The 24,543-nt window shown below is 65.3% G+C and carries 23 protein-coding genes; 13 read left to right on the top strand and 10 right to left on the bottom strand.

Features of this window, described 5'->3' with window-relative positions; genetic code table 11:
• Positions 1 to 105: 105 nt before the first annotated feature.
• Positions 106 to 699, bottom strand: a complete 594-nt coding sequence (locus A9513_RS06875; RefSeq protein ID WP_065084313.1) for a tRNA-uridine aminocarboxypropyltransferase — start codon at positions 697 to 699, stop codon at positions 106 to 108.
• Positions 696 to 1,592 carry a LysR family transcriptional regulator gene (locus A9513_RS06870; protein ID WP_024765259.1) on the bottom strand — a complete coding sequence of 299 codons (897 nt, stop codon included), beginning with the start codon at positions 1,590 to 1,592 and terminating at the stop codon, positions 696 to 698. Before A9513_RS06870 ends, A9513_RS06875 begins: the two co-directional genes overlap by 4 nt.
• 288 nt (positions 1,593 to 1,880) lie before the next feature.
• Between A9513_RS06870 and speB the strand changes: the two genes are divergently transcribed.
• From speB to A9513_RS06840, 6 genes are all read left to right on the top strand, one after another.
• On the top strand, positions 1,881 to 2,840 hold the full coding sequence (speB, locus tag A9513_RS06865) for an agmatinase (RefSeq protein ID WP_024765260.1): 960 nt from the start codon (positions 1,881 to 1,883) through the stop codon (positions 2,838 to 2,840).
• A 16-nt stretch (positions 2,841 to 2,856) separates the two neighbouring features.
• Positions 2,857 to 3,267, top strand: coding sequence for a nuclear transport factor 2 family protein (locus A9513_RS06860; protein WP_037011698.1), 411 nt, complete (start codon positions 2,857 to 2,859; stop codon positions 3,265 to 3,267).
• 25 nt (positions 3,268 to 3,292) lie between these two features.
• On the top strand, positions 3,293 to 4,807 hold the full coding sequence (locus tag A9513_RS06855; protein ID WP_024765262.1) for a cytosine permease: 1,515 nt from the start codon (positions 3,293 to 3,295) through the stop codon (positions 4,805 to 4,807).
• A 132-nt stretch (positions 4,808 to 4,939) separates the two neighbouring features.
• On the top strand, positions 4,940 to 6,319 hold the full coding sequence (locus tag A9513_RS06850) for a sodium:solute symporter (protein ID WP_065084312.1): 1,380 nt from the start codon (positions 4,940 to 4,942) through the stop codon (positions 6,317 to 6,319).
• 97 nt (positions 6,320 to 6,416) lie between these two features.
• The gene (locus tag A9513_RS06845; RefSeq protein ID WP_065084311.1) at positions 6,417 to 8,018 is read left to right on the top strand and encodes a 5-guanidino-2-oxopentanoate decarboxylase; all 1,602 of its coding nucleotides are present in this window, start codon (positions 6,417 to 6,419) and stop codon (positions 8,016 to 8,018) included.
• 136 nt (positions 8,019 to 8,154) lie between these two features.
• Entirely contained in the window at positions 8,155 to 8,880 is a 726-nt protein-coding gene (locus tag A9513_RS06840) for an MBL fold metallo-hydrolase (RefSeq protein WP_065084310.1), read from the top strand.
• Between the two features lie 56 nt (positions 8,881 to 8,936).
• On the opposite strand, the gene A9513_RS36415 is transcribed toward A9513_RS06840, so the two are convergent.
• The 4 genes from A9513_RS36415 to A9513_RS06825 form a co-directional block, all read right to left on the bottom strand.
• The gene (locus A9513_RS36415) at positions 8,937 to 9,071 is read right to left on the bottom strand and encodes a PA1414 family protein (RefSeq protein ID WP_255302825.1); all 135 of its coding nucleotides are present in this window, start codon (positions 9,069 to 9,071) and stop codon (positions 8,937 to 8,939) included.
• 173 nt (positions 9,072 to 9,244) lie between these two features.
• Positions 9,245 to 10,183 (bottom strand): DMT family transporter, encoded by a 939-nt coding sequence (locus A9513_RS06835; RefSeq protein WP_065084309.1) that lies wholly within the window; start codon positions 10,181 to 10,183, stop codon positions 9,245 to 9,247.
• 183 nt (positions 10,184 to 10,366) lie between these two features.
• Positions 10,367 to 11,464, bottom strand: coding sequence for an extracellular solute-binding protein (locus A9513_RS06830; RefSeq protein WP_038803404.1), 1,098 nt, complete (start codon positions 11,462 to 11,464; stop codon positions 10,367 to 10,369).
• 104 nt (positions 11,465 to 11,568) lie between these two features.
• On the bottom strand, positions 11,569 to 12,609 hold the full coding sequence (locus A9513_RS06825; RefSeq protein ID WP_024765266.1) for a histone deacetylase family protein: 1,041 nt from the start codon (positions 12,607 to 12,609) through the stop codon (positions 11,569 to 11,571).
• A gap of 251 nt (positions 12,610 to 12,860) precedes the next feature.
• Between A9513_RS06825 and A9513_RS06820 the strand changes: the two genes are divergently transcribed.
• The 3 genes from A9513_RS06820 to A9513_RS06810 all read left to right on the top strand — a co-directional run bounded on the left by A9513_RS06820 (position 12,861) and on the right by A9513_RS06810 (position 17,266).
• The gene (locus tag A9513_RS06820) at positions 12,861 to 15,320 is read left to right on the top strand and encodes a DUF3772 domain-containing protein (protein WP_065084308.1); all 2,460 of its coding nucleotides are present in this window, start codon (positions 12,861 to 12,863) and stop codon (positions 15,318 to 15,320) included.
• Between the two features lie 199 nt (positions 15,321 to 15,519).
• Positions 15,520 to 16,566 carry a class I SAM-dependent methyltransferase gene (locus A9513_RS06815; protein WP_024765268.1) on the top strand — a complete coding sequence of 349 codons (1,047 nt, stop codon included), beginning with the start codon at positions 15,520 to 15,522 and terminating at the stop codon, positions 16,564 to 16,566.
• A 133-nt stretch (positions 16,567 to 16,699) separates the two neighbouring features.
• Positions 16,700 to 17,266: a hypothetical protein gene (locus A9513_RS06810; RefSeq protein WP_024765269.1), complete on the top strand. Its 567-nt coding sequence runs from the start codon at positions 16,700 to 16,702 to the stop codon at positions 17,264 to 17,266.
• A 75-nt stretch (positions 17,267 to 17,341) separates the two neighbouring features.
• Here the strand turns inward: A9513_RS06810 and A9513_RS06805 are convergent, their stop codons facing one another.
• The 4 genes from A9513_RS06805 to A9513_RS06790 form a co-directional block, all read right to left on the bottom strand.
• Positions 17,342 to 17,557, bottom strand: coding sequence for a DUF3079 domain-containing protein (locus tag A9513_RS06805; RefSeq protein ID WP_024765270.1), 216 nt, complete (start codon positions 17,555 to 17,557; stop codon positions 17,342 to 17,344).
• Between the two features lie 107 nt (positions 17,558 to 17,664).
• The gene (locus tag A9513_RS06800; RefSeq protein ID WP_024765271.1) at positions 17,665 to 18,684 is read right to left on the bottom strand and encodes an AraC family transcriptional regulator; all 1,020 of its coding nucleotides are present in this window, start codon (positions 18,682 to 18,684) and stop codon (positions 17,665 to 17,667) included.
• 208 nt (positions 18,685 to 18,892) lie between these two features.
• A complete protein-coding gene (locus A9513_RS06795; RefSeq protein ID WP_015476361.1) occupies positions 18,893 to 20,074 on the bottom strand; it encodes a VWA domain-containing protein in 1,182 nt (393 codons plus the stop codon).
• A gap of 144 nt (positions 20,075 to 20,218) precedes the next feature.
• Positions 20,219 to 21,064, bottom strand: a complete 846-nt coding sequence (locus tag A9513_RS06790; protein ID WP_015476360.1) for a MoxR family ATPase — start codon at positions 21,062 to 21,064, stop codon at positions 20,219 to 20,221.
• A gap of 231 nt (positions 21,065 to 21,295) precedes the next feature.
• On the opposite strand from A9513_RS06790, the gene A9513_RS06785 reads away from it, so the two are divergent.
• From A9513_RS06785 to A9513_RS06770, 4 genes are all read left to right on the top strand, one after another.
• Entirely contained in the window at positions 21,296 to 21,685 is a 390-nt protein-coding gene (locus tag A9513_RS06785) for a hypothetical protein (RefSeq protein WP_024765272.1), read from the top strand.
• Between the two features lie 18 nt (positions 21,686 to 21,703).
• Positions 21,704 to 21,904, top strand: coding sequence for a helix-turn-helix transcriptional regulator (locus A9513_RS06780; protein ID WP_024765273.1), 201 nt, complete (start codon positions 21,704 to 21,706; stop codon positions 21,902 to 21,904).
• A gap of 80 nt (positions 21,905 to 21,984) precedes the next feature.
• On the top strand, positions 21,985 to 22,959 hold the full coding sequence (gene cysK / locus A9513_RS06775) for a cysteine synthase A (RefSeq protein ID WP_037009637.1): 975 nt from the start codon (positions 21,985 to 21,987) through the stop codon (positions 22,957 to 22,959).
• Positions 22,960 to 23,170: 211 nt separating this feature from the next.
• The gene (locus A9513_RS06770) at positions 23,171 to 24,265 is read left to right on the top strand and encodes a polyamine ABC transporter substrate-binding protein (RefSeq protein WP_024765275.1); all 1,095 of its coding nucleotides are present in this window, start codon (positions 23,171 to 23,173) and stop codon (positions 24,263 to 24,265) included.
• Positions 24,266 to 24,543 lie beyond the last annotated feature (278 nt).

The following is a 24,543-nucleotide window of genomic DNA, read 5'->3' as shown; positions in this document are numbered from 1 at the left end:
CGACTGACGCGAAGGTTTCATCCTGCTCCGAACGGTMCCCTCTCCCCTTGGGAGAGGGCTAGGGTGAGGGATGGCCCAAGCGCAGAGATATCTCGTAGGAGCGGATCAGCAGCGCGTCCCGTGGTTGCGCCGGAAGGTCTCCTCCCCCATGGCGGCAATCTGCCCTTCGATCAGCGCATCGAACGGACGCAGCAGGTCGGCGTGGGATTGCGGTGCGTCCAGCGCATCGAGGGCATGCACCACGGCTTCGATGGTGGACAGAGCCCCTTCGGCCGGCGCCTTGCGCAGGCGGTAGCGCGAGGTGAGACCTTCCGGCAGCACAACGCGCGGCAGCGCGGCGAGGTTCGGATTGAGGTGCAGCAGCTTGCGCGCCTTGCGCCAGGTGCCATCGGGCACCACCAGCAGGCGCGGTTTATCCACAGGCCGAGCAGCCAGTTCGCCCAGCACCAGGGCGGACTCGCCGGGAAACAGCAACCAGGCATCCCAGGCGGACAGGTCCAGGCCGCTGAAATCCTCACCGACCATCAATTCGGCATTGATCAACCCAAGAGCTGCCAGCCGCGCGGTATTCAGCGCATGGCCGGCCTCGCTCGGATGCTGCAACAACAGGACGCGGGTGCGGTTATCCACACGGGGAATCAGCGCACACAGGCAATGATCCAGCGGGCGCTCGCAGCGCGGGCAACGGGCGCGGCTCATGACTGGCTCGGCTGGGTGCGCAGCAGGTCGCGGAAGTTCTGGATCAGCGGCTCGCGGGAACGGCCGCGGCGCAGGATCAGCGAGAACGGTGCCTGGTAGCCGAAGGTCGCCGGCAGCAACGCACGCAGGCGGCCCTGCTCCACCCAGGGGTGGGCGTAGTGTTCGGGCAGGTAGCCGATATAGCCGCCGGAGAGAATCAGGATCAGCTGCGCCTCCATACTCTCCACGGTGCCGGCGCTGTGCTTGAAGCCGTGCCGCGCCAGCTCCGCCTGGCTCCAGTAGCCACGGCCGACCATGCGCTGCTGGGTGATCAGCTCGGCGGGAATGCGCCGGCCGTCGAACAGCGGGTGGCGGTCGCTGCAGTACAGCCAGTGCTGCTCTCTATAAAGAGGCTGGTAGACCAGGCCGTTCATCCGGCTGAAGAAGGAGCCGATGGCCAGGTCCAGGCGGTTGTCCAGCACCGCCAGCTGCAACTCGTAGGGGCTCTGCACCTGTAGGTGCAGATGCACCGCCGGGTGCAGGCTGCTGAAGGAACCGATCACATCCGCCAGCGGCAGCGCCGGGTCGCTCACGGTGGAATCCAGCACGCCGAGGTTCAGGGTGCCGCGCAGCTCGCCTTTCAAGGTCGCGGCATAGCGCTCGAAGCCTTCCAGCTCGCCGAGGATGCGCAGGGTTTCCTGGTGGAACAGCTCGCCCTTGCTGGTCAGGCCGAAGCCGCCGCGACCACGGTGGCAGAGCACGATGCCCAACTGGTTCTCCAACTGGCTCATGTAGGTGCTGATCGCCGAGGTCGACAGGTTCAACTCCTGCTGGGCGGCGGCGAAGCCCTGGCTACGCACCACGCAGGCGAAAATCCGCAGCAGTTTGACGTCGGGCAATGCGCTCGCGCTCATGAAGACTCCGCAAAACCGCGGCCGGGCCGCTCTAGTTCAGTAGTTTCTATACCTGAAAAACGGATGATAGCAAGCCACCTATCTATTCAGGAACCGCAGGCCACAAGCCCGGCGAGCCGTCTGCTGCGGCAAGGTGGCGCAGTCTAGCGACCGTTATTAGTTTATAAAACTCTGAAGTGATTATTTGTAGCCAGCGATTTTTTCCACTACCCGGCGTGGAGAGAATCCGGCCCTAAGTATCAACAAGCCTGTTTCCACGAAGACAGCGATCAGCCTGAGGCCCTCCCCATGGACAAGAAACTTCACCAGCCCCTGGGCGGTAACGAAATGCCGCGTTTCGGCGGCATTGCCACCATGATGCGCCTGCCGCATATCCAGTCCCCCGAAGAGCTCAACCAGCTCGATGCCGCCTTCGTCGGCGTACCCCTGGACATCGGCACCTCCCTGCGCTCCGGCACTCGTTTCGGGCCGCGCGAAATCCGCGCCGAGTCGGTGATGATCCGTCCGTACAACATGGCCACCGGCGCTGCGCCGTTCGACTCGCTGAACATCGCCGACATCGGTGACGTGGCGATCAACACCTTCAACCTGATGGAAGCCGTACGCATCATCGAAGAGGCGTACGACAAGATCCTCGACCACGGCATCCTCCCGCTGACCCTGGGCGGCGACCACACCATCACCCTGCCGATCCTGCGGGCCATCCACAAGAAGCACGGCAAGGTCGGCCTGGTCCACATCGACGCCCATGCCGATGTGAACGACCACATGTTCGGCGAGAAGATCGCCCACGGCACCACCTTCCGCCGCGCGGTGGAAGAAGGCCTGCTGGACTGCGACCGCGTGGTGCAGATCGGCCTGCGCGCGCAGGGCTACACCGCCGAAGACTTCAACTGGAGCCGCAAGCAGGGCTTCCGCGTGGTGCAGGCCGAAGAGTGCTGGCACAAGTCGCTGGAACCGCTGATGGCCGAAGTCCGCGAAAAGGTCGGCGGCGGCCCGGTGTACCTGTCCTTCGACATCGACGGCATCGACCCGGCCTGGGCGCCCGGCACCGGCACCCCGGAAATCGGCGGCCTGACCACCATCCAGGCGATGGAAATCGTCCGTGGCTGCCACGGCCTGGACATCATCGGCTGCGACCTGGTCGAGGTCTCCCCGCCGTACGACACCACCGGCAACACCTCGTTGCTCGGCGCCAACCTGCTCTACGAAATGCTCTGCATCCTCCCGGGCGTAGAGCGTCGCTGAGCGCACGAGCACCTACATGAATAACGACGCCTGCGTAGCACAGGTGCTGGAGGCTGCCCGCGAGCTCGTGGCAGCCTTCGCGCGCACCGACACCGAAGCCTACTTCGCCGCCTTCAGCGAAGACGCCTCCTTCATTTTCCACACCTGGCCGGTGCCGCTGCTGTCGCGCGCGGCTTATCGCGAGGTGTGGGAGGGCTGGCTGCGTGACGATGGTTTCGAGGTCCTTGACTGCCTTTCGAGCAACACCTTTGTGAGCCTGCAGAGCGAAGACGTGGCGGTGTTCTGCCACGACGTCGCCACGCGGCTGCGCATCCAGGGAGAGGAAAGCCTGAACCACGAACGGGAGACCATCGTCTTCCGCCGTGATCCGAAACAGGGCCGCTGGCTGGCCACACACGAGCACCTGTCACCGTCTCCGACGCCATAAAGACAGGGCTCCCCGGGAGGAAGTCATGGATAACAAGAACAACGCACACGCAATCACAACGATCGAGACATTCGGGGTCGAACAGATCCCGGATCACGAACGCAACGCCACGCCCACCGACCTGTTCCGCATGATCTTCGGTGGCGCCAACACCTTCGCCACCGCCGTGCTGGGCAGCTTCCCGGTACTGTTCGGCCTGTCGTTCCAGGCCGGCGTCTGGGCCATCGTGCTCGGCGTGCTGGTCGGTTCGCTCATCCTCGCGCCGATGGGCCTGTTCGGCCCGCTCAACGGCACCAACAACGCGGTCTCCTCGGGCGCCCACTTCGGCGTACACGGGCGGATCGTCGGTTCGTTCCTGTCGCTGCTCACTGCGGTCGCGTTCTTCTCCCTCTCCGTGTGGAGCTCGGGCGATGCGCTGATCGGTGGCGCCAAGCGCCTGTTCGACCTGCCGGAAACCGACCTCACCCTGGGCCTGGCCTACGGTCTGTTCGCCGTGCTGGTGCTGATCGTCTGCATCTACGGCTTCCGCTTCATGCTGATGGTCAACAAGATCGCCGTATGGGCCGCGAGCCTGCTGTTCCTGCTCGGCCTGTTCGCCTTCGCAGGCCCGTTCGACGCTGGCTACGCTGGCACCGTGCAGATGGGCAGCGAAGGTTTCTGGGCCGCCTTCATCGGCGCCGCCCTGCTGGCGATGAGCAACCCGGTGTCCTTCGGCGCCTTCCTCGGTGACTGGGCGCGCTACATCCCGCGCCAGACCTCGCAGAAGCGCATCATGCTGGCCGTGATCTGCGCCCAGCTGGCCACCCTGATCCCGTTCCTGTTCGGCCTGGCCACCGCCACCATCGTTGCCGTCAACGCTCCGGACTACATCGCGCAGAACAACTACGTCGGCGGCCTGCTGGCCGTTTCGCCGAGCTGGTTCTTCCTGCCGGTGTGCCTGATCGCGGTAATCGGCGGCATGTCCACCGGCACCACCTCGCTGTACGGCACCGGCCTGGACATGTCCAGCGTGTTCCCGCGCCTGCTCAACCGCGTACAGGCGACCCTGCTGATCGGCCTGCTGTCCATCGCCTTCATCTTCATCGGTCGCTTCGCCGCGAACCTGGTGCAGAGCGTGTCCACCTTCGCCGTGCTGATCATCACCTGCACCAGCCCCTGGATGGTGATCATGATCCTCGGCCTGATTATCCGTCGTGGCTTCTACCACGCCGATGACCTGCAGGTGTTCACCCGTGGCCAGGAAGGCGGCGCCTACTGGTTCCACAACGGCTGGAACTGGCGCGGCATGGGCGCGTGGATCCCGAGTGCGGCCCTGGGCCTGTGCTTCGTCAACCTGCCGGGCCAGTTCGTCGGCCCCCTCGGCAACCTGGCCGGCGGCATCGACATCAGCCTGCCGGTCACTCTCGGCATGGCCGCCCTGCTCTACGTGGCCCTGCTGCGGACCTTCCCGGAACCCGCTGGCGTGTATGGCCCCAAGGGCCCGCGCTGGGTGGCCAGCCATGATCGCCCAGTGCGCAGCATCAGCGAGCCGGCAGCCTGATCCAGGCTTCGCGGCCTGACGCGAAGCGCTCTACCTGAAAGCCCTCATCGGACCGGTCGCCGCCGGTCCGATGCCCTACCGCACGCCACAAGCGCGCGGCAACAATGACAATGCAAGTGTGAGGAGCCGACCATGGCGTTAGATCTGATCGTCGTACTGATATATGCCGCTGGCATGTTGTGGCTGGGCTGGTACGGCATGCGCCGCGCCAAGACCCACGAAGACTACCTCGTGGCCGGCCGCAACCTCGGCCCGTCGTTCTACATGGGCACCATGGCCGCCACCGTCCTGGGCGGCGCCTCGACCGTGGGCACCGTGCGTCTGGGCTACGTCCACGGCATTTCCGGCTTCTGGCTGTGCGCCGCCCTGGGCGCCGGCATCATCGCGCTGAACCTGTTCCTGGCCAAGCCACTGCTCAAGCTGCGCATCTTCACCGTCACCCAGGTCCTGGAGCGTCGCTACAACCCGATGGCCCGCCAGGCTTCGGCGGTGATCATGTTCGCCTACGCGCTGATGATCGGCGTGGTCTCCACCCTGGCCATCGGCACCGTCATGCAGGTCCTGTTCGGCCTGCCGTTCTGGGTGTCCGTGCTGCTGGGCGGCGGCGTCGTGGTGATCTACTCCACTATCGGCGGCATGTGGTCCCTGACCCTGACCGACATCGTGCAGTTCATCATCAAGACCGTCGGCCTGATGTTCATCCTGCTGCCGATCTGCCTGTACCGCGTGGGCGGCTGGGACGAACTGGTGGCGAAGCTGCCGGCGACCGCCTTCAGCTTCCACACCATCGGCTACGACACCATCATCACCTACTTCCTGATCTACTTCTTCGGCATCCTGATCGGCCAGGACATCTGGCAGCGCGTGTTCACCGCCCGCGACGAGAAGGTCACCAAGTACGCCGGCACCGCCGCGGGCGTGTACTGCGTGATCTACGGCCTGGTCGGCGCGCTGATCGGCATGTGCGCCAAGGTGCTGCTGCCCGACCTGGACAACGTCAACAACGCCTTCGCCGCCATCGTCAGCGCCGCCCTGCCGGACGGCATCCGTGGCCTGGTGATCGCCGCCGCCCTGGCCGCGATGATGTCCACCGCCAGCGCCGGCCTGCTCGCCGCCTCCACCACCATCACCGAGGACCTGCTGCCGATCGTCACCGGCCAGCGCTCCACCCGCCTGAGCCTGAACCGCATCTGCACCCTGGTTACCGGTGTCGTGGTCCTGGCCATCGCCCTGGTGGTGAACGACGTGCTCAGCGCCCTGACCCTGGCGTACAACCTGCTGGTCGGCGGCATGCTGATCCCGCTGATCGGCGCCATCTACTGGAAGCGCGCCACCACCGCCGGCGCCATCACCAGCATGGCCCTGGGCTTCGTCACCGCGCTGGTGTTCATGCTCAAGGATGGCTTCGACGCCAACACCCCGATCTACTACAGCCTGGCCATCGGCCTGATCAGCTTCATCGTCGTCAGCCTGCTGTCGCCCCGCCCGGCAGCTGTCGCCGACGCGGCCTGACAAGACCTTGCGCTAGGCAAAAGGGCGCGGCGAGCTGATCTCCGCGCCCTTTTGCATGATTAACGACCACCTCACCCACGAACTCCAAGGAACTGCCATGACCACCTGCGGCGAATTCCTCGTCAAGCAACTCGAAGCCTGGGGCGTGGATACCGTCTTCGGCATCCCCGGCGTACACACCGTCGAGCTGTACCGCGGCCTGCCCCACAGCGGCATCCGCCACATCACCCCGCGCCACGAACAGGGCGCCGGCTTCATGTCCGACGGCTACGCGCGCGTCACCGGCAAGCCGGGCGTGTGCTTCATCATCACCGGCCCGGGCATGACCAACATCCTCACCGCCATGGGCCAGGCCTACGCCGACTCCATCCCCATGCTGGTGATCAGCAGCGTCAACGAACGCTCGCGCCTGGCCCACGGCAACGGCTACCTGCACGAGCTGCCGAACCAGCGCGCCATGGTCGCCGGCGTCAGCGCCTTCAGCCACACGCTGATGAGCGTCGAGGAACTGCCGGCCGTGCTGGCCCGCGCCTTCGCCGTGTTCGACAGCGAGCGTCCGCGTCCGGTGCATATCGAGCTGCCGCTGGACATCATCACCGCCCCGGCCGATCACATGCAGGTGCGCCCGCGCGTGCAACTGGCCCGCCCTGCCCCGGCCCGCTCGCCGCTGCATGAAGCCGCCGCCAAGCTGGCCAAGGCAAAGAACCCGCTGCTGCTGCTCGGCGGCGGCTGCGTAGAAGCCCAGGCTGAAGCCCGCGCGCTGGCCATCGCGCTTGACGCACCGACCGCGCAGACCATCAACGCCAAGGGCCTGCTGCAGCCGGAACATCCGCTGCTGATCGGCAGCAACCAGTCGCTGATTCCGGTCCGTGAGCTGGCGTTGGAGGCCGACGTGGTCCTGGCCATCGGCACCGAGCTGGGCGAGACCGACTATGACGTGGTGTTCGATGGCAACTTCAAGATCGGCGGCGAACTGATCCGCATCGACATCGACCCGCAACAGCTAATGCGCAACTACGCACCGAGCATCGCCATCCACAGCGACGCCCGCACCGCCATGCGCGCCCTGCTCGACCTGCTGCCGGCCCGCGAAGCTGACGCAGGCAGCCCAGGCGCCCAGCGCGCGGCCAAGGTTCGCGCGCAACTGGCCGAGGACTTCAGCGGCTGGGCGCATTACCGCGAGCTGTTCGGCAAGATCCTCGAGGTACTGCCCGATGCGCGCTTCGTCGGCGACTCGACGCAGACTGTCTACAGCGGCAACCACCTGGTGGAACTGGACGGCGGCCGTCGCTGGTTCAACGCCTCCACCGGTTACGGCACCCTGGGCTACGGCCTGCCGGCCGCCATCGGCGCCAAGCTCGGCGAACCGGGCCGCCCGGTGATCAGCCTGATGGGCGACGGCGGCCTGCAGTTCACCCTGACCGAGCTGGCCAGCGCCGTGGAGGCCAAGGTGGGCATCATCGTCCTGCTGTGGAACAACCACGGCTACGGCGAGATCAAGCGCTACATGGAACGCCGCGACATCACCCCGCTGGGCGTGGACATCTACACCCCGGACTTCCTCGCCATCGCCAAGGGCTTTGGTTGCGCCGCCGAGCGCGCCCGCGACCACGCGCACCTGCAGGAACTGCTGCGCAACGCCCCGAGCGATCGCCCGCTGATCGTGGAAGTGATGGAAGCGGCGCCCTTCGCACCCTGATCCATCCGCTGAGCGGGGCGGGTTGTCCAAACCCGCCCCACCCCTGCCCTCTCCCTCCGGGAGAGGTTAGGGTGAACGCACAGCCACCCGCGATCCGCGCGCTGGCGCGCCGCGCATTCCACCCGGAATCCGAGTCATGAAGATCGTCACCCGCGACCGCTGGTTCGAGGTCCGTCACTGCTACGACGGCGTCAGCCTGATCCACGAGCCGTACGTCCGCCCCTTCTACCGCTGCAACCTGTGGCATATCCAGGGCCGCGCCCGCGATGTATTGGTGGACAGCGGCTCCGGCCTGGTGAGCCTGCGCGAGCAGCTTCCCTGGCTCACCGAGCGCCCGCTGCTGGCGGTGGCCAGCCACACCCACTTCGACCATATCGCCGGCCACCACGAGTTCGACGAACGCCTGGTGCACCCGGCCGAAGCCGATATCCTTGCCAGCCCCGACGGCGAGCGCACCCTGGCCACCGCCTTCGTCGACGACGAGATGTTCGACGCGCACCCGGACTGCCCACTGTGCTACGCCGAATACCGGGTGAAAGCCGCGCCGGCCACCCGCACCATCGACGAAGGCGACGTACTCGACCTGGGCGACCGTACCCTGCAGGTCCTGCATACGCCGGGGCATTCACCGGGCGGCATCAGCCTGTGGGAGGAGAAGACGCAGACGCTGTTCTCCGGCGACATCATCTACGACGGCCCGCTGATCGAGGACGCCTACCACTCCAATCTCGACGACTACGCCGCCAGCCTTTCGCGCCTGCGCGAGTTGCCGGTGCGCACCGTGCATGGCGGGCACTTCCCGAGTTTCTCCGGGGAAAGGCTGAAAAGGATGATCGACGACTGGTTCAAGGCCCACGAATGACGGACAAGAAAAAACCCGCCGGCTGGCGGGTTTTCCTTTTGCGGTAGCGGGCGCGATCAGTAGCGCCGGCGCTGCTCCATCAGGCGACGTTGCTCGTCGCTGCGGACGGGGATGGGTTGCAGACGTGGAGGCTCGATCAGGCCGAGCGTGACACCGAGTTTCCACGCAATGCTTTGCAGCCAGACTTTCATGGATACCTCCTCGTGCGAATTCGGGTCGGGCGGCCCGTTACCACCATGGGCCGCCCTAGGAAGAATAGCCCGGCGTCCCACTCTCCGCCCGTGCCACTCACTCCTTGAAACAAAGACTATCGTCTTACCCCGCCGCGACGCCTGACCTGAATCAAGAGCGCGACAGTTCCCCCTCAGCGCGAAAGCATCCGGCGAATCCACTGCTCGCTGCTCACCAGGGTAATCCCCGCCAGCACCAGCGCGGCGCCCGCGACGAAATTCAGGGTCAGCGGTTCGCCGAGGATCAGCACGCCGAAGGCGATGCCGAACATCGGCGTCATGAAGGAAAACACCGCCAGGTTCGACGCCAGATAGCGGCGCAGCAGCCAGAACCAGGTGAAGTAGCTGAAGAACGACACCACCAGCCCCTGGAACAGCACGCTGCCCACGCCGATGGCGGTGAAGCTGACATCCTGGGTCTTGCCCAGGGCCAGTGCGGCGAAAGGCAACAGCAGCGCGGCGATCAGCAGCTGGTAGAACAGTGTGAGGATCGGTTTGGCCTCGGACAGCCGCGTGGTGCGCACTGCGACGGTGGTCATGCCCCACGAAAAGCCCGCCAGCACGCCAAAGGCATCGCCCAGCAGCATGCGGCCGTCCAGGTTGGCGACGTCGAAGCCACCACCGAAGCACATCGCGATCCCCGCGAAGCACACACCGATCCCCAGCCACTGCAAGGGCCGCAGGCGCTCGCTGGGCAGCAGGAAGTGCAGCGCCAGCGCCGAGAAGATCGGCGCCGTATAGATGAACACCGCCATGTGCGAGGCCGACGTATAGACCAGTCCCTGGGCGATGAAGAAGAACTCGGCGGCGAACAGCACGCCGGCCAGCAGACCGCCCTTGACGGTGCCATGGCGCAGGAAGCCTTCCCAGCCGCCGCGCCAGCACATCAGCAGCCCCACCACCCCGGCGGCCACCAGGTTGCGGCCGAAGGCCTGCATGATCGGCGCGATGTCGTGAGCGGCCAGTTTCACCATCACCGCCTGGAGACCCCAGATGATGCACAGGCCGGTCATGACCTGGATGGCGAAGGCATCGGCGCCCTTGCGCTCGACGATAGTGGCTTGGGTATTCATGAGCGCCTCCTGGCGAAGGCGTGTGCAGCGGTCCGGCAGGTCATGGCAAGGCTCGGCAGTTGAGGAGGGACGGGAAGCCCAATGAAAATCGGCGGACCTCCTCGAAGAAGGTCCGCCGATCATGCCAGTTCGCGGCGCCCGGCCGCCAACGGAAATCCGCTGTTCAGAGCGCCGTGGGCGACATTATTTGCCGGATTTCACCTGGGTCCAGGTGCGGGTGCGGATACGCTCCAGCTTGGGCGGCAGCATCTCCACCGAGAACAGCTTGGCCTGCACGTCCGCCGGCGGGTAGACGTTGGGGTTGTCGTGCAGCTCCTTGGAGATCAGCCCATCCGCCGCCTGGTTGGGGTTGGCGTAGGCGACATAGTCGGAGATCGGCGCGACCACTTCCGGGCGCAGCAGGTAGTTGAGGAAGGCGTGGGCCTGCTCGACGTTCTTCGAGTCCTTCGGAATCGCCAGCACGTCGAACCACGCCGCCGCGCCTTCCTTGGGAATGCGGTACTCGATGTGGATGCCGTTATTGGCTTCCTTGGCGCGATTGGCCGCCTGCATCGCGCCGCCGGACCAGGCCAGGGCTACGCAGACATCGCCGTTGGCGAGGTCGGTGACGAACTTCGAAGAGCTGAAGTAGGTGATGTGCGGACGCAGTTGCGCCAGCAGCGCCTCAGCCTTCTTGTAGTCGTCCGGGTTGTGGCTGTTCGGCGACAGGCCCAGGTAATGCAGGACCTGCGGAATGACTTCGGTGGGCGAATCGAGGAAGGCCACGCCGCAGGATTTCAGCTTGGCCAGGTTCTCCGGCTTGAACACCAGGTCCCAGGAGTCCACCGGCGCGTTGTCGCCGAGCACGGCCTTGACCTTGTCGACGTTGTAGGCGATGCCGTTGGTGCCCCACATGTAGGGCATCACGTACTGGTTGCCCGGGTCCTTGCTCTCCAGCACCTTGAGCAGGGCGGGATTGAGATTCTTCCAGTTCGGCAGCTTGCTCTTGTCCAACGGCTGGAACACGCCGGCCTTGAGGTAGTTGGGCAGGAAGCTGTCGCTGGGTACGACCACGTCATAGCCCGAGTGGCCGGACAGCAGCTTGGCTTCCAGTACTTCGTTGCTGTCGTAGACGTCGTATTGCGGTTTGATACCGGTCTCGCTCTGGAAGCCCTTGAGGGTGTCCGGGCCGATGTAGTCGAACCAGTTGTAGATGCGCACTTCCGGCGCGGCGCTGGCGGCACCGGCGGTGACGAGGGCGGCGGCGGCGAGCAGGCCGCGCAGCGCGGTATTCTTGTTCATGTCCTTCCCCAGTTGGATGCGCTCGCACTCTGACCACTACAAACAGCGGGCCGCGAGCCATAAAAAGCAATCGGGCGGAAATTCATCCGCCCGATCTTTTCTACTTAGCGTGCAGCGCCTTCGTAGCCCTGCAGCACGTTCACCGCGTTGACGCCGATGGCCTCGACCGCGTAGCCCCCTTCCATGATGAACAGGGTCGGGATACCCAGTGCGGCGATGCGCTCGCCCATCTTCAGGTAGTCCGGGCTGTCCAGCTTGAACTCGGAAATCGGGTCGTCCTTATACGTATCCACGCCCAGCGATACAACCACCGCGTCCGGCGCGTAGTCGGCGATCTTGCGGCACGCATCGTCCAGCGCGGCGAACCAGCCATCCCAGCCGGTGCCGTGCGGCAGCGGGTAGTTGTGGTTGTAGCCTTCGCCGGCGCCCTCGCCGTGCTCGTTGGCGTGGCCGAGGAAGTACGGATACTCCACCAGCGGGTCGCCGTGGATCGAGGCGAACAGCACATCGTTGCGGCGGTAGAAGATGTCCTGGGTGCCGTTGCCGTGGTGATAGTCGACGTCGAGGATGGCCACGCGCTTGGCACCCTGGTCGAGGAAGGCCTGGCTGACGATGGCGGCGTTGTTCAGGAAGCAGTAGCCGCCCATGAAGTCGCTGCCGGCGTGGTGGCCCGGCGGACGGCACAGAGCGAAAGCGGTGCTTGCACCCTGGCGCATGTGGTCCTGGGCGGTCAGCGCGACCTGGGCCGAGCTGTACACGGCCTGCCAGGTGCCGGCAGTGATCGGCGCCTCGGTGTCGAAGCTGTAGTGTCCCACTTCGCCCATCAGCGCAGTCGGGATCGGACCGTCACGCAGCAGGCGGCGCCCCGGGAAGGTGGTGGAAACCAGGTCGCCGGTGTGGCCTTCGGCCGCCCAGCGCGCCCAGGCGCCCTTGAGGAATTCGACGTAGCGGGTGTTGTGCGCACGCAGGATCGGCTCCAGGCCGAAGTCCTTGGGCTCGATGATCTCGCCCAGGTTCTGCGATTTCACGCGGGCCAGCACGGTGTCCGCGCGGCTGGGCATTTCGAAGCAGGGCTGGAGTTTGCCGTCGACCAGTTCGGACTGGCCGAAATGCAGGCGGTGATCATCGCTGTACACGGTAAGCATGGGAGTACCCTCTGAAGGATTCTTGTTGTCCGTGGGGGAATTCTGCCCAGCGACTGCGCTGCACAAAACAGCGGAAGCGGCCAAAAGGGGATCGATGTGGCCAGAATTTCTGACCCTTAACCATCTGCATACACTGATTATGCGAACCAGCCGGACAAGGACCGGCCACTACGACGCTATGCTCCAGGGAATTGTGCCGGCCACTGACCGGTCGAACACCCACATGCGTTTTGACCACAGGATGGGGGAAGATGCGGGAAACCTTCATGCATGCCTGCAGCCGCGTGCTGCTGATGCTCACCTTGTCGCTGGCCGGAGCAGGCGCCGTGCTGGCCGACGAGCCGACCGACGTCCAGGCCGGCGACACCATCGAGCTGCCGGAGCTGCCGGAAGACGCCAGCCTCGACCAGCTCAGCGACCGTCTCGAACTGATCCGCCAGCGGGTATCCGCCGACAGCGACGACGGCCTGCTCTCCAACCTGCGCCAGGCGGCGCTGGGCGTCCAGGCCCGTGCCGAACAGAGCGCAGCGGACATCACCACGCAACTGGCGCGCACCGAAGACCAGCTCAAGGTCCTCGGCCCGATGACGCCCAACGAAGCGTCCAGCCTCACCAATCAGCGCAACGATCTGCTGGCCGATCAGAAGCAGCAGCAGAAGCAGCAGGATCGCGCCAACCAACTGGACAAGAACGCCCAGGACCTGGCCGCACAGATCGTCAACCTGCGCCGCAGCCAGTTCAACTCGCAGATCGCCACGCGCTACCCGCCACCGCTGAGCCCGCGCTTCTGGTCCAGCCTGATCCGTCCCACCGATGATGACCTGTCCCGACTGCAAGCGATTCGCGGACAGATCGGCGACGCCTTCGCCCTGACCTGGCAACCGGAACACCGCTGGCCCTTCATCGCCTGCCTGATCGCTGGCGCGCTGCTGTGGATCCCCGGCCGGCGCCTGCTGGAGCAGTTGCTGACCAAGGCGATGATCCGCTGGATTCCGGTGGGCCGCCTGCGCCGCAGCGCGCTCGCCGTGGCGGTCAGCCTGGCCACCATCCTCACCCTGGGCGGCGGCGCCGCGCTGATTCGCGAAGGCCTGGACTGGCACGAGCAGCTCAACGGCAGTATGGCCAACCTGGGCGACCAACTGCTGACACTGGTGATCTTCTGCACTTTCACTGCCGGCCTGGGGCGCGCCCTGCTCGCCGTGCAGCGACCGTCCTGGCGCCTGCCCGACCTGCCCGACCCGGTGGCCGACGCGCTCTCCCCCTTCCCCTGGCTGATGGCCTGGCTGCTGCTGGTGCTCGGCACCCAGGAGCGGCTGAACAGCGCCAGCGGTGCCAGCCTGGCATTGACTGTCGCGGTGAACGGCATCACCGCCCTGGCAACCGCGCTGTTCTTCTCGATTGCCCTGTACCGCTACCGCCGGGCCCGCCGCGAAGCCGAAGGGCACGAGACCTCCGCGTTGGCCGGGATCATCGTGCTGGCAATGATGATCACCGTGCTGCTGATCGTCCTCGCGCTGGTCACCGGCTACCTGTCGCTGGCCTATTTCCTCGCCGGAAAATTGCTCTGGGCCAGCGTGGTCTGCGCCACCGGCTACCTGCTCACGACCCTGTTCGTCGACCTCTGCGAAGCGCTGCTGTCACCCAGGCAGAAGATCGGCGCGCGGCTGGCCGAAAACCTTGGCGTCGACCCGCGCCACCAGGCGCAGTTCGCCACCCTGCTGACCGGCGCCGGGCGCACGCTGCTGGTGTTGTCGACGATACTTATCGCCTTCTCCACCACCGGCACCAGCCCCGGCGAGCTGCTCCAGGGCCTGGTGCGGCTGGTGGAAAGCGGCCAGTCCCTGGGCCGCCTGAACATCGTCCCGCAGGACATCCTGCTCGCCCTGGGCACGCTGGCCGCCGGGCTGTTCGGCCTGCGCCTGCTCAAGCGCTGGCTGGCCGAGGAACTGCTGCCGGAAACCAGCATGGACGTCGGCATGCGCGCCTCGCTGGTGACCCTGGTGGGCTACATCGGCATGGTCATCCTGGTGCTGCTGGTGCTCTCGGCGCTGCGCATCAACCTCACCAGCCTGACCTGGGTGGTCAGCGCCCTGTCGGTGGGTATCGGTTTCGGCCTGCAGGCCATCGTGCAGAACTTCATCTCCGGCCTGATCCTGCTCACCGAGCGCCCGGTCAAGGTCGGCGACTGGGTCAGCCTCACCGGCGGCGTGGAGGGCGACATCCGCCGCATCAACGTGCGCGCCACGGAAATCCAGATGTCCGACCAGTCCACCGTCATCGTCCCCAACTCGCAGTTCATCTCGCAGAACGTGCGCAACGTGACCATGGGCAGCGCCCTGGGCGTGGTCGGCATCAACCTGACCCTGCCGCTGGATACCGATGTGCAGAAGGTCCGCGAGCTGATGCTCAAGGCCTACACCGAGCACGAGAACATCGTCGAGACGCCGGCGCCCTCGGTGACCTTCAAGGACCTCAGCGCCACCGGCCTGACCTTAGCCGCCTCGGGCAACGTCAGCAGCCCGCGGGCGGTGTACGGCACCAAGAGCGACCTGCTGTTCACCATCTTCAGTGGGCTGCGCGAAGCCGGAATCAACCTGACCGTGGCGCAGAACCTGATCCTGCAGCGGCCGCAAATGGCGCGCGAGCCACGCTCTGGCGAAGCGACAGCACCGCAAGTCGGCGACGCCGCCGCAGCGAACCCACCGCCGTAGAATGAGAAAGTCACGCCGGTAGGGCTGCCGCGCTACCGGCCTTCGCGCAACAGTCCCGCGCGGGAGTTGCCGTTGCGCCCGCAGCGTCCCGTGCCCGTCGTTGGCCGGCGCCCGGCGCGGCACCCGGCCTTGCCGCCTGCCGCCTTCCTTTCTCCGTTGCCGCTGGGAATGCCCGCGGCTTCGCATGGGAGTTCGCGCGATGGACGAAGCCAGACTCAACGAATTCATGGGCAAGCTGGTCACCGACATGGGTGGCGCGGCGATGCTCGCCAACATCATCCTGGGTGAAGAACTGGGCCTCTACAAAGCCATGGCCGATGGCCAATGGCTGAGCCCGGCGCAACTGGCCGAGCGCAGCGGCTGCAATGCCCGCCTGCTGCGCGAATGGCTGAGCGCCCATGCCGCCTCCGGCTACATGGAGCACCAGGACGGCAACTTCCGCCTGCCCGAAGAGCAGGCGATGGCCCTGGCCATCGAGGACTCTCCCGTCTACGTCGCCGGCGGCGCTTCCGTGGTCGCCGCGCTCTACCACGACAAGGACAAGCTGGTCGCCGCCATGCGCGGCGACGGCGCCCTGGCCTGGGGCGATCACCACCCCTGCATGTTCTCCGGCACCGAGAAATTTTTCCGCCCTGGCTACCGCGCGCACCTGGTGGCCGAATGGCTGCCGGCCCTGGACGATGTGGTCGACAAGCTCCAGCATGGCGCGCGGGTCGCCGATGTCGGTTGCGGCCACGGCGCCTCCACCATCGTCATGGCGCAATCCTTCCCGGCCTCCTATTTCGTCGGCTTCGACTACCACCAGCCTTCGATAGAAGTGGCCAACCAGCGCGCGGATCAGGCCGAGGTCGCCGGTCGCGCCAGCTTCCAGCGTGCCAGTGCCAAGGATTACCCCGGCACCGACTACGACCTGATCTGCTTCTTCGATTGCCTGCACGACATGGGCGACCCGGTGGGCGCCGCGCAGCACGCACGCCAGGCACTCAAGGCGGATGGCACCGTGCTGCTGGTCGAGCCCTTTGCCAATGATCACCTGGACGACAACCAGAACCCGGTCGGCCGGCTGTTCTACGCCGCGTCCACCTTTATCTGCACGCCCAACTCGCTATCCCAGGAAGTCGGCCTGGGGCTCGGCGCCCAGGCAGGCGAAGCGCGCCTGCGCAAAGTGTTCGAGGAGGCCGGTTTCAGCCGCTTCCGCCGGGCAGCCGAAACCCCGTTCAACCTGATCCTCGAAGCGCGCCCCTGAGTCGCCGGGAGATTGCCTGCAGCGCCCGTGAAGCGGGCGCTGCAGCTTCGAAACAATTCGTCATTTGCCCGTCATCAATCCGTTATATGGCCCATTGAAACTCGCAGGCTTTCAACCCCAGGAAGCCCCCGAGATGTTCAACAACAAAGCCAACAAAGCTGCATCCCTCGCTCTGCTCGTCGCCGCCCTCGCTGGCTGCGCCGCCCAGGCTCCGGTAGCCAGCAAGGAAGCCACGCCCAACAACGACGACTGGTACCTGGTGCGTACCGACGAGACCCTGTACCTGTTCGATGACGCCGCCGTCTACCGCGACTACATCGTCACCGGCAAGACCACCTACACCAAGGAAGTAGGCGAGAAGGACAAGTTCGGCCAGAACGTCGTCCTGGTCGTCCGCGCCGAGGACAAGGACAAGGACGCGAAGAAGATCGCCTCCTACCAGTTCTACAAGCAGAGCCTGCCGCCAGCCGCCGGCTTCTACGGCGAAATCCGCCAGGAAGGCGTGATCTATGTAGCCCAGCGCTACGGCGACATGGTCGACATGAACGGCCTGGGCGAACCGATCTTCCGCCACACCGAAATCGCCAGCGGCCCCAACGGCGAGCGCGTGGTGTACCTGATGCAGAAGGAAGAGAAGAAGCCGGTCGGCCTGATCGCCCGCTTCCAGAAGATCTACGGCATCACCCCCGCCAAGGGCTGATGACGAAAAAGCGCGCATTCCGGGGAGGGAGTGCGCGCTTTTTCATGGCCGGCGCCGCAACGGCGCGGGTGTGCGCTAGCTGGAAGGCTCCAGTTGCACGGCAGAAATCGTTTTCGGCGCCTCGATACCCCAGTCACCGAATTGATACCAGTCATCGCCGAGCATCTCGGCCGGGTGCATGGTGCGGTCCGCACCGTTGCCACAGGCCAGGTTGGTGGCCGGGCAATAACGGTCGCAGCCCCAGCAGATGCGCTCGGGGTGCGGCGGGTTGAGCGGGAATTTCTTGGCCATGGTCAGGCCCTCGGAGGTTTCCTTGTGGGATTCTTCAAGGCTATGCCCAGGACATCCAAGGGCTCCTTGATCCACGACAAGCCCGAGGGAAATTTCACGCGCGGCGTTTATGCACGGAAGTGACTGGGCGGCTGTCCGCTCCAGCGCTGGAAGGCGTGGCGCAGGCTGGCCGTCTCGCTGAAGCCCAGCTCCTCGGCGATGCGGTAGATCGGCATGTCGCCGTCCTGCAGCAGTTCCTTGGCACGGGCGAAGCGCAACTCGTCGAGCAATTGCTGGTAGCTGGTCTGCTGTTGCTGCAGGTGGCGGCGCAGGCTGCGCGAGGAGCAGTTGAGGCGGCGCGCCAGTTCTTCCAGGCCCGGCGGCTCCTGCAGTCGTTCGCCGAGTATTGCGCGGACCTTGTCCAGCCAGGCGCGGCGGGCTGCCAGGTCGATGTTCTGGCGTCGGCACTGCTCCAGCATCTCACGGTGCGTCACGGCATCCGCCAGAGGCAGGCGCATGTCCAGCCAACTGGCAGGGAAACCGATGGCGCTGCGCGAGCAGTTGAAACCCAACTGGCAGCCAAACAACGTGGCGTAGGCCGCGCGGCGATCGACCGGACCTTCGTAGTCGAACTCTGCGCGCACCAGTGGCAACGGCTGGCCGAGCAGGTCGGCACAGGCCACTTTCAGCGAACCCAGGCACAACTCGGTGTTGAACGGACGCATCGCTTCTTCCTCGCCATAGCCGGTGGCGACCAGCCAGGCCATGTCGCCATCCACTTCCAGCGCCAGGTGGAAGTAGGTGCCCAGCAACACGGGGTAGCTCAGGCCGATGCGCAGCGCCTCGCCCAGGGTCGGCGCAGAGATCAGCGCATAGCCGAGCAGGCCATAGGCAGTGATCCGCGTGCGCACGCCCAGGCGCAGGCCGAGTGCGGGCTCGCCGGCGAGATTCTGCACATTGCTGAAGACCTGCTGTTCCTGCCAGGGGCTGACCAGCCGACGCAGGTCGAGCAGGTCGTCGCCGGTGATGCCACTGCCCTCGAGGATGGACTCGCGGCTGTGCCCCTCGGACTCCATCAGCGCGACGGTCAGCGACGTCATGTGCAGGGAGTTGAGCCAGGTGGAGCGGGAGAAGGTCAGAGGATTCATTCGATGCCCATCGTAGACGCTACGGCGCCCCGCCTGTGTTACCAGCACGGGGACAGGTCAGTAGCAGGCAAGTTGCGTGCCGGCCACCCAGCGTGGCCGGATCGATCCCCATCTTACGGGGCCTAGGGCGCGATGTGGAAGTTTCGAGACTCCGCGGCAGGGTTACCTTTGCGGACATCGGAACGGTGCGGGCGCACCGTTCCGGGGCTCAACCACGGGAGAGAAAGCGCATGCCCTCTTCCAGGCCGCTCAGGGTCAGCGGGAACATCTGCTCCTTCACCAGCTCGCGCACGAGGCCGGTGGAGGCGGTGTAGTTCCAGGTGTCCTTGGGGTAGGGGTTGATCCAGATGAGTTTCTTGTACTTCTCCATGAAGCGCTGCATCCAGACGTAGCCGGCTTCCTCGTTCCAGTGCTCGACGCTGCCGCCGGCCTGGGTGATCTCGTAGGGCGCCATGGCGGCGTCGCCGACGAACACCACCTTGTAGTCCGGTCCGTACTTGTGCAGCAGGTCGAAGGTGGCGGTGCGCTCGCTGGAACGACGCAGGTTGTTCTTCCACACCGACTCGTAGATGAAGTTGTGGAAGTAGAAGTACTCGAGGTGCTTGAACTCGGTCTTGCAGGCCGAGAACAGTTCCTCGCAGACCTTCACGTGGGCGTCCATCGAACCGCCGATATCCAGCAGCAGCAGGAGCTTCACGGTGTTGCGGCGCTCCGGGCGCATCTGGATGTTGAGCAGGCCGGCGTCCTTGGCGGTGTGGTCGATGGTGCCGTCGATATCCAGCTCTTCCGCCGCGCCCTCACGGGCGAACTTGCGCAGTCGGCGCAGGGCGATCTTGATGTTGCGCGTGCCCAGTTCGACCTGGTCGTCGAGGTTCTTGTACTCGCGCTGGTCCCACACCTTGGCGGCCTTGCCCTGGCGCTTGCCGGCGTCGCCGACGCGGATGCCCTCGGGATTGAAGCCACCGGAGCCGAACGGGCTGGTGCCGCCGGTACCGATCCACTTGTTGCCGCCGGCGTGGCGTTCCTTCTGCTCCTCGAGGCGCTTCTTGAACTCCTCGATGAGCTTGTCCAGGCCGCCGAGCGACTGGATTTGCGCGCGTTCCTCGTCGGTCAGCAGGCGCTCGAATTCCTTGCGCAGCCACTCTTCGGGGATCAGCGCCTTGAGGTGGTCGTCGAGCTTTTCCAGGCCCTTGAAATAGGCGCCGAAGGCCCGGTCGAACTTATCGAAATGGCGCTCGTCCTTCACCATGATGGTGCGGGCGAGGTAGTAGAACTCGTCCATGTCGGCGAACACGACGCGGTGCTTGAGCGCATCGATCAGGTCGAGCAGCTCGCGCACCGACACCGGCACCTTGGCCGCGCGCATTTCGTTGAACAGGTTGAGCAGCATGGAGATGCCCTCGGAAATCGCAAGTAACGGTCCCCTCTCCCTTCGGAGCGGGGCGCGTAGCCAGGGTTAGGGAGAGGGCAAGCACGCCACGGGGCCATTTCCCTCTCCCCGGCCCTCTCCCTGAAGGGAGAGGGAGTAAGAGCCTCAGCGACTCGCGCGGCGGCTCATGAAGGCAAGACGCTCAAGCAATTGAACGTCCTGCTCGTTCTTCACCAGGGCGCCAGCCAGCGGCGGGATGGCCTTGGTGGGGTCGCGTTCGCGCAGCACGGCTTCGCCGATGTTGTCGGCCATCAGCAGCTTCAGCCAGTCCACCAGTTCGGAGGTGGAGGGCTTCTTCTTCAGGCCCGGCACCTTGCGCACGTCGAAGAAGATGTCCAGCGCCTCGCTGACCAGCGTGCCGCTGATCTTCGGGTAGTGCACGTCGACGATCTTCTGCAGGGTCTCGCGGTCGGGGAAGGCGATGTAGTGGAAGAAGCAGCGGCGCAGGAAGGCGTCCGGCAGTTCCTTCTCGTTGTTGGAGGTGATGATGATGATCGGGCGCTGCTTGGCCTTGATGGTTTCGTTGGTTTCGTAAACGAAGAACTCCATCTTGTCGAGTTCCTGCAACAGGTCGTTGGGGAACTCGATGTCGGCCTTGTCGATCTCGTCGATCAGCAGGATCACGCGCTCTTCGGCCTCGAAGGCCTCCCAGAGCTTGCCCTTCTTGATGTAGTTGCGCACGTCGTGGACCTTGTCCACGCCCAGCTGCGAGTCACGCAGGCGGCTGACCGCGTCGTACTCGTAGAGGCCCTGGTGGGCCTTGGTGGTGGACTTGATGTGCCAGGTGATCAGCTTGGCGCCGAAGGACTCCGCCAGCTGCTCGGCGAGCATGGTCTTGCCGGTACCCGGCTCGCCTTTCACCAGCAGCGGGCGCTGCAGGGTGATGGCGGCGTTGACCGCCAGCTTGAGGTCGTCGGTGGCGACGTAGGACTGGGTGCCTTCGAACTTCATCGGTGAATCCTCGAACGATAGCGGGCCGGGCGTTCTGCCGGGCCGGGCGAGTGGTCGGACAAGCTGCGACTATACCGCGCACCCAAGGCGAGTGTGAACGCAGACGCGGCATTCAGTCATTGAATGGCGGGTCAGGGGGCGACTGATCGCGATTGACTCGTTAATGACAAGCTTACTTTACATCGCAGAATTCTCGATGTTAAGTTAACTTTACATCACAAGGAGACCGCGATGAATCCCGCTCTGCGCCGCTATACCCTGTCCTGTGCCGCCCTCATGTTCATCTACTCCGCCCTGGTGGCGCTGATCAGCTGGGGGCTGGACCTGCAGCAGCTGCCTTATGCCCTGCGCGTCCTGGCCGCCGCTTCTCCGGCGTTGCCGCTGCTGGCGATGCTCTACGTGTTCGACCGCTACCTGCGCAGCGAGCCGGACGAATTCCTGCGCTTCCTCCTGTCCCGCGCGGCGATGCTGGCCGGCGGCGTGGTGGTCGGGCTGTTCAGCGCCTGGGGCTTCCTCGAACAATACGCCGCCTGGCCGCGCTTCCCGGTGATCCTCGCCTTCCCGCTGTTCTGGGCCGCCTACGGCGTCGCCGTGGTACTGCTGCGCCGCCGCTTCGCCTGAATGAGCTGAGGAGCAGCCATGCACAATCGCCTCAAGGAACTGCGCGCCGAGCACGGCTGGAGCCAGCAGGACCTCGCCACGCAACTGGGGGTTTCGCGGCAGAGCGTGATCGCCATCGAGAGTGGCAAGTTCGACCCCAGCCTGCCGCTGGCCTTTCGTATAGCCCGGGTTTTCAGCCTGCCCATCGAGGCCATCTTCAGCGACGCGCAGCCCGACTGAGCTGGGCGCCTCGACTGGACGCGAACGCCCGCCGGGCATAGGCTGCTGGGTCTGCACCGCTCCAACCTAAGGAACGCATCATGAGCCGCATCTACGCCGACAACGCGCAGTCCATCGGCAATACGCCGCTGGTCCAGATCAACCGCATCGCCCCGCGCGGCGTCACCATCCTGGCCAAGATCGAAGGCCGCAACCCCGGTTACTCGGTGAAGTGCCGGATCGGCGCCAACATGATCTGGGACGCCGAATCCAGCGGCCGCCTGAAGCCGGGCATGACCATCGTCGAGCCGACCTCCGGCAACACCGGCATCGGCCTGGCCTTCGTCGCCGCCGCCCGCGGCTACAAGATGATCCTCACCATGCCCGCCTCGATGAGCCTGGAGCGCCGCAAGGTGCTCAAGGCCCTGGGCGCCGAGCTGGTGCTGACCGAGCCGGCCAAGGGCATGAAGGGCGCCATCGCCAAGGCCGAGGAAATCCTCGCCAGCGACCCGGCGAAGTACTTCATGCCGGCGCAGTTCGACAACCCCGCGAACCCGGCGATCCACGAGAAGACCACCGGCCCGGAAATCTGGAACGACACCGACGGGGCGGTGGACGTGCTGGTGGCCGGCGTCGGCACCGGCGGCACCCTCACCGGCGTGTCGCGCTACATCAAGAACACCAGGGGCAAGCCGATCCTCTCGGTGGCCGTAGAGCCTGTCGGCTCGCCGGTGATCAGCCAGACCCTGGCCGGCGAAGAGGTCAAGCCCAGCCCGCACAAGATCCAGGGCATCGGTGCCGGTTTCGTGCCGAAGAACCTCGACCTGTCCCTCGTCGACCGCGTTGCCACCATCGCCGACGAAGACGCCAAGAACATGGCCCTGCGCCTGATGCAGGAAGAAGGCATCCTCTGCGGCATCTCCAGCGGTGCCGCAATGGCCGCCGCGGTGAAGCTGGCCGAAGAACCGAACATGCAGGGCAAGACCATTGTCGTGGTGCTGCCGGACTCCGGCGAACGCTACCTCTCCAGTATGCTGTTCGACGGTCTGTTCGAGGACCAGGAACTGGTCCAGTAAGCTCTATTCCGCCCCTCTGCGGGGCGGTCTCCCACCTGCCGTGCCGACTCGGTACGGCTCGGGCCACATGCGCTGTCTGCGGACCCGCAGGCAGCCATGGCCTCTCGCCATGTTCCGGCAAAATGGTTAATTCTTGCCCAGCCCGCGACGAAGCGTCGCCCATCTTTCGCGGATGGCCCGGGCTTTCCGCACCGTTGTCAGGAACACAAGAATGAAAATTTCCGCCCCGTTGCTCTCCACCCTTGCACTCTCCCTCGCTGTCTCCGCCGGCGCCGCCCAGGCCGACAGCGTCAAGATCTACAACTGGTCCGACTACATCGCCCCGGACACCGTGCCGACCTTCACCAAGGAAACCGGCATCCAGGCGACTTACGACGTCTACGACAGCAACGAAACCCTCGATGGCAAGCTGATGACCGGCAAATCCGGTTACGACATCGTGGTGCCGTCGAACCACTTCATGGCCAAGCAGATCCAGGCCGGCGCGCTGAAGAAGCTGGACAAGAGCCAGCTGCCGAACTGGAAGAACCTCAACCCGGTGCTGATGAAGGCGCTGGAAGTGAACGACCCGGGCAACGAGCACGGCTTCCCCTACCTGTGGGGCACTACCGGCATCGGCTACAACCCGGCGAAGATCAAGGAAGTGCTGGGCGACAACGCGCCGATCGATTCCTGGGACATCTTCTTCAAGCCCGAATACATGGAAAAGCTGGCCAAGTGCGGCGTAGCGGTGCTGGATAACGGTCCGGAACTGCTGCCGATCACCCTGAACTACCTGGGCCTGCCGCATCACAGCCAGAAGCTGGATGACTACAAGAAGGCCGAGGAAGCGCTGCTCAAGGTGCGTCCGTACATCCGCTACTTCCACTCCTCCAAGTACGTCAGCGACCTGGCCAACGGCGAAATCTGCGTGGCCGTCGGCTTCTCCGGCGACATTCTGCAGGCCGCCACCCGTGCCAAGGAAGCCAAGAACGGCGTGGAAATCCAGTACTCCACCCCGAAGGAAGGCTCGCCGCTGTGGTTCGACATGGTCGCCATGCCGAACGACGCGCCGGATGAGAAAGCCGCCTACGCCTTCATGAACTACCTGCTGCGCCCCGAAGTGATGGCCGGCGTGAGCAACTACGTGCACTACGCCAACGGCAACCTGGCTGCCGACCCGCTGGTGGACAAGGCGATCAAGGCCGATCCGGCGATCTACCCGCCGCAGGACAAGATGGCCAAGCTGTTCGCCCTCGAATCCATGCCGATGAAGATCGACCGCGTACGTACCCGCACCTGGAACACCATCAAGACCGGCAAGTAAGCGTCACCCTTGCCTGACAACGCGCGGCTCCGACCGCGCGTTGTCGTTTTTCGTCGCAGGAATCGCAGATTGCCGCGCGACTCGCACAGGGCTCGCCTACTCGCGCAACGCCCGCTATAGTCAGCCCACGCAGCGCCGTTGCTGCACCACTGAACAGGTTCGCCTTCCATGTCCCGATACCCGTTGCCCGATCCGGCAATCATCGCTGCAGCCTCCCCGGCATGCGGCGCGGGTGCGGGCGCGGCCTGCCCTCCGCCCCCTCCTGTCGTCGCTGTCGC

The sequence above is a fragment of the Pseudomonas sp. AU12215 genome (genome assembly GCF_001675465.2).
Classification (GTDB): domain Bacteria; phylum Pseudomonadota; class Gammaproteobacteria; order Pseudomonadales; family Pseudomonadaceae; genus Pseudomonas; species Pseudomonas nitroreducens.
Note: the sequence above shows the minus strand (reverse complement) of the source record. Positions and strands in the feature narration are given on the sequence as shown.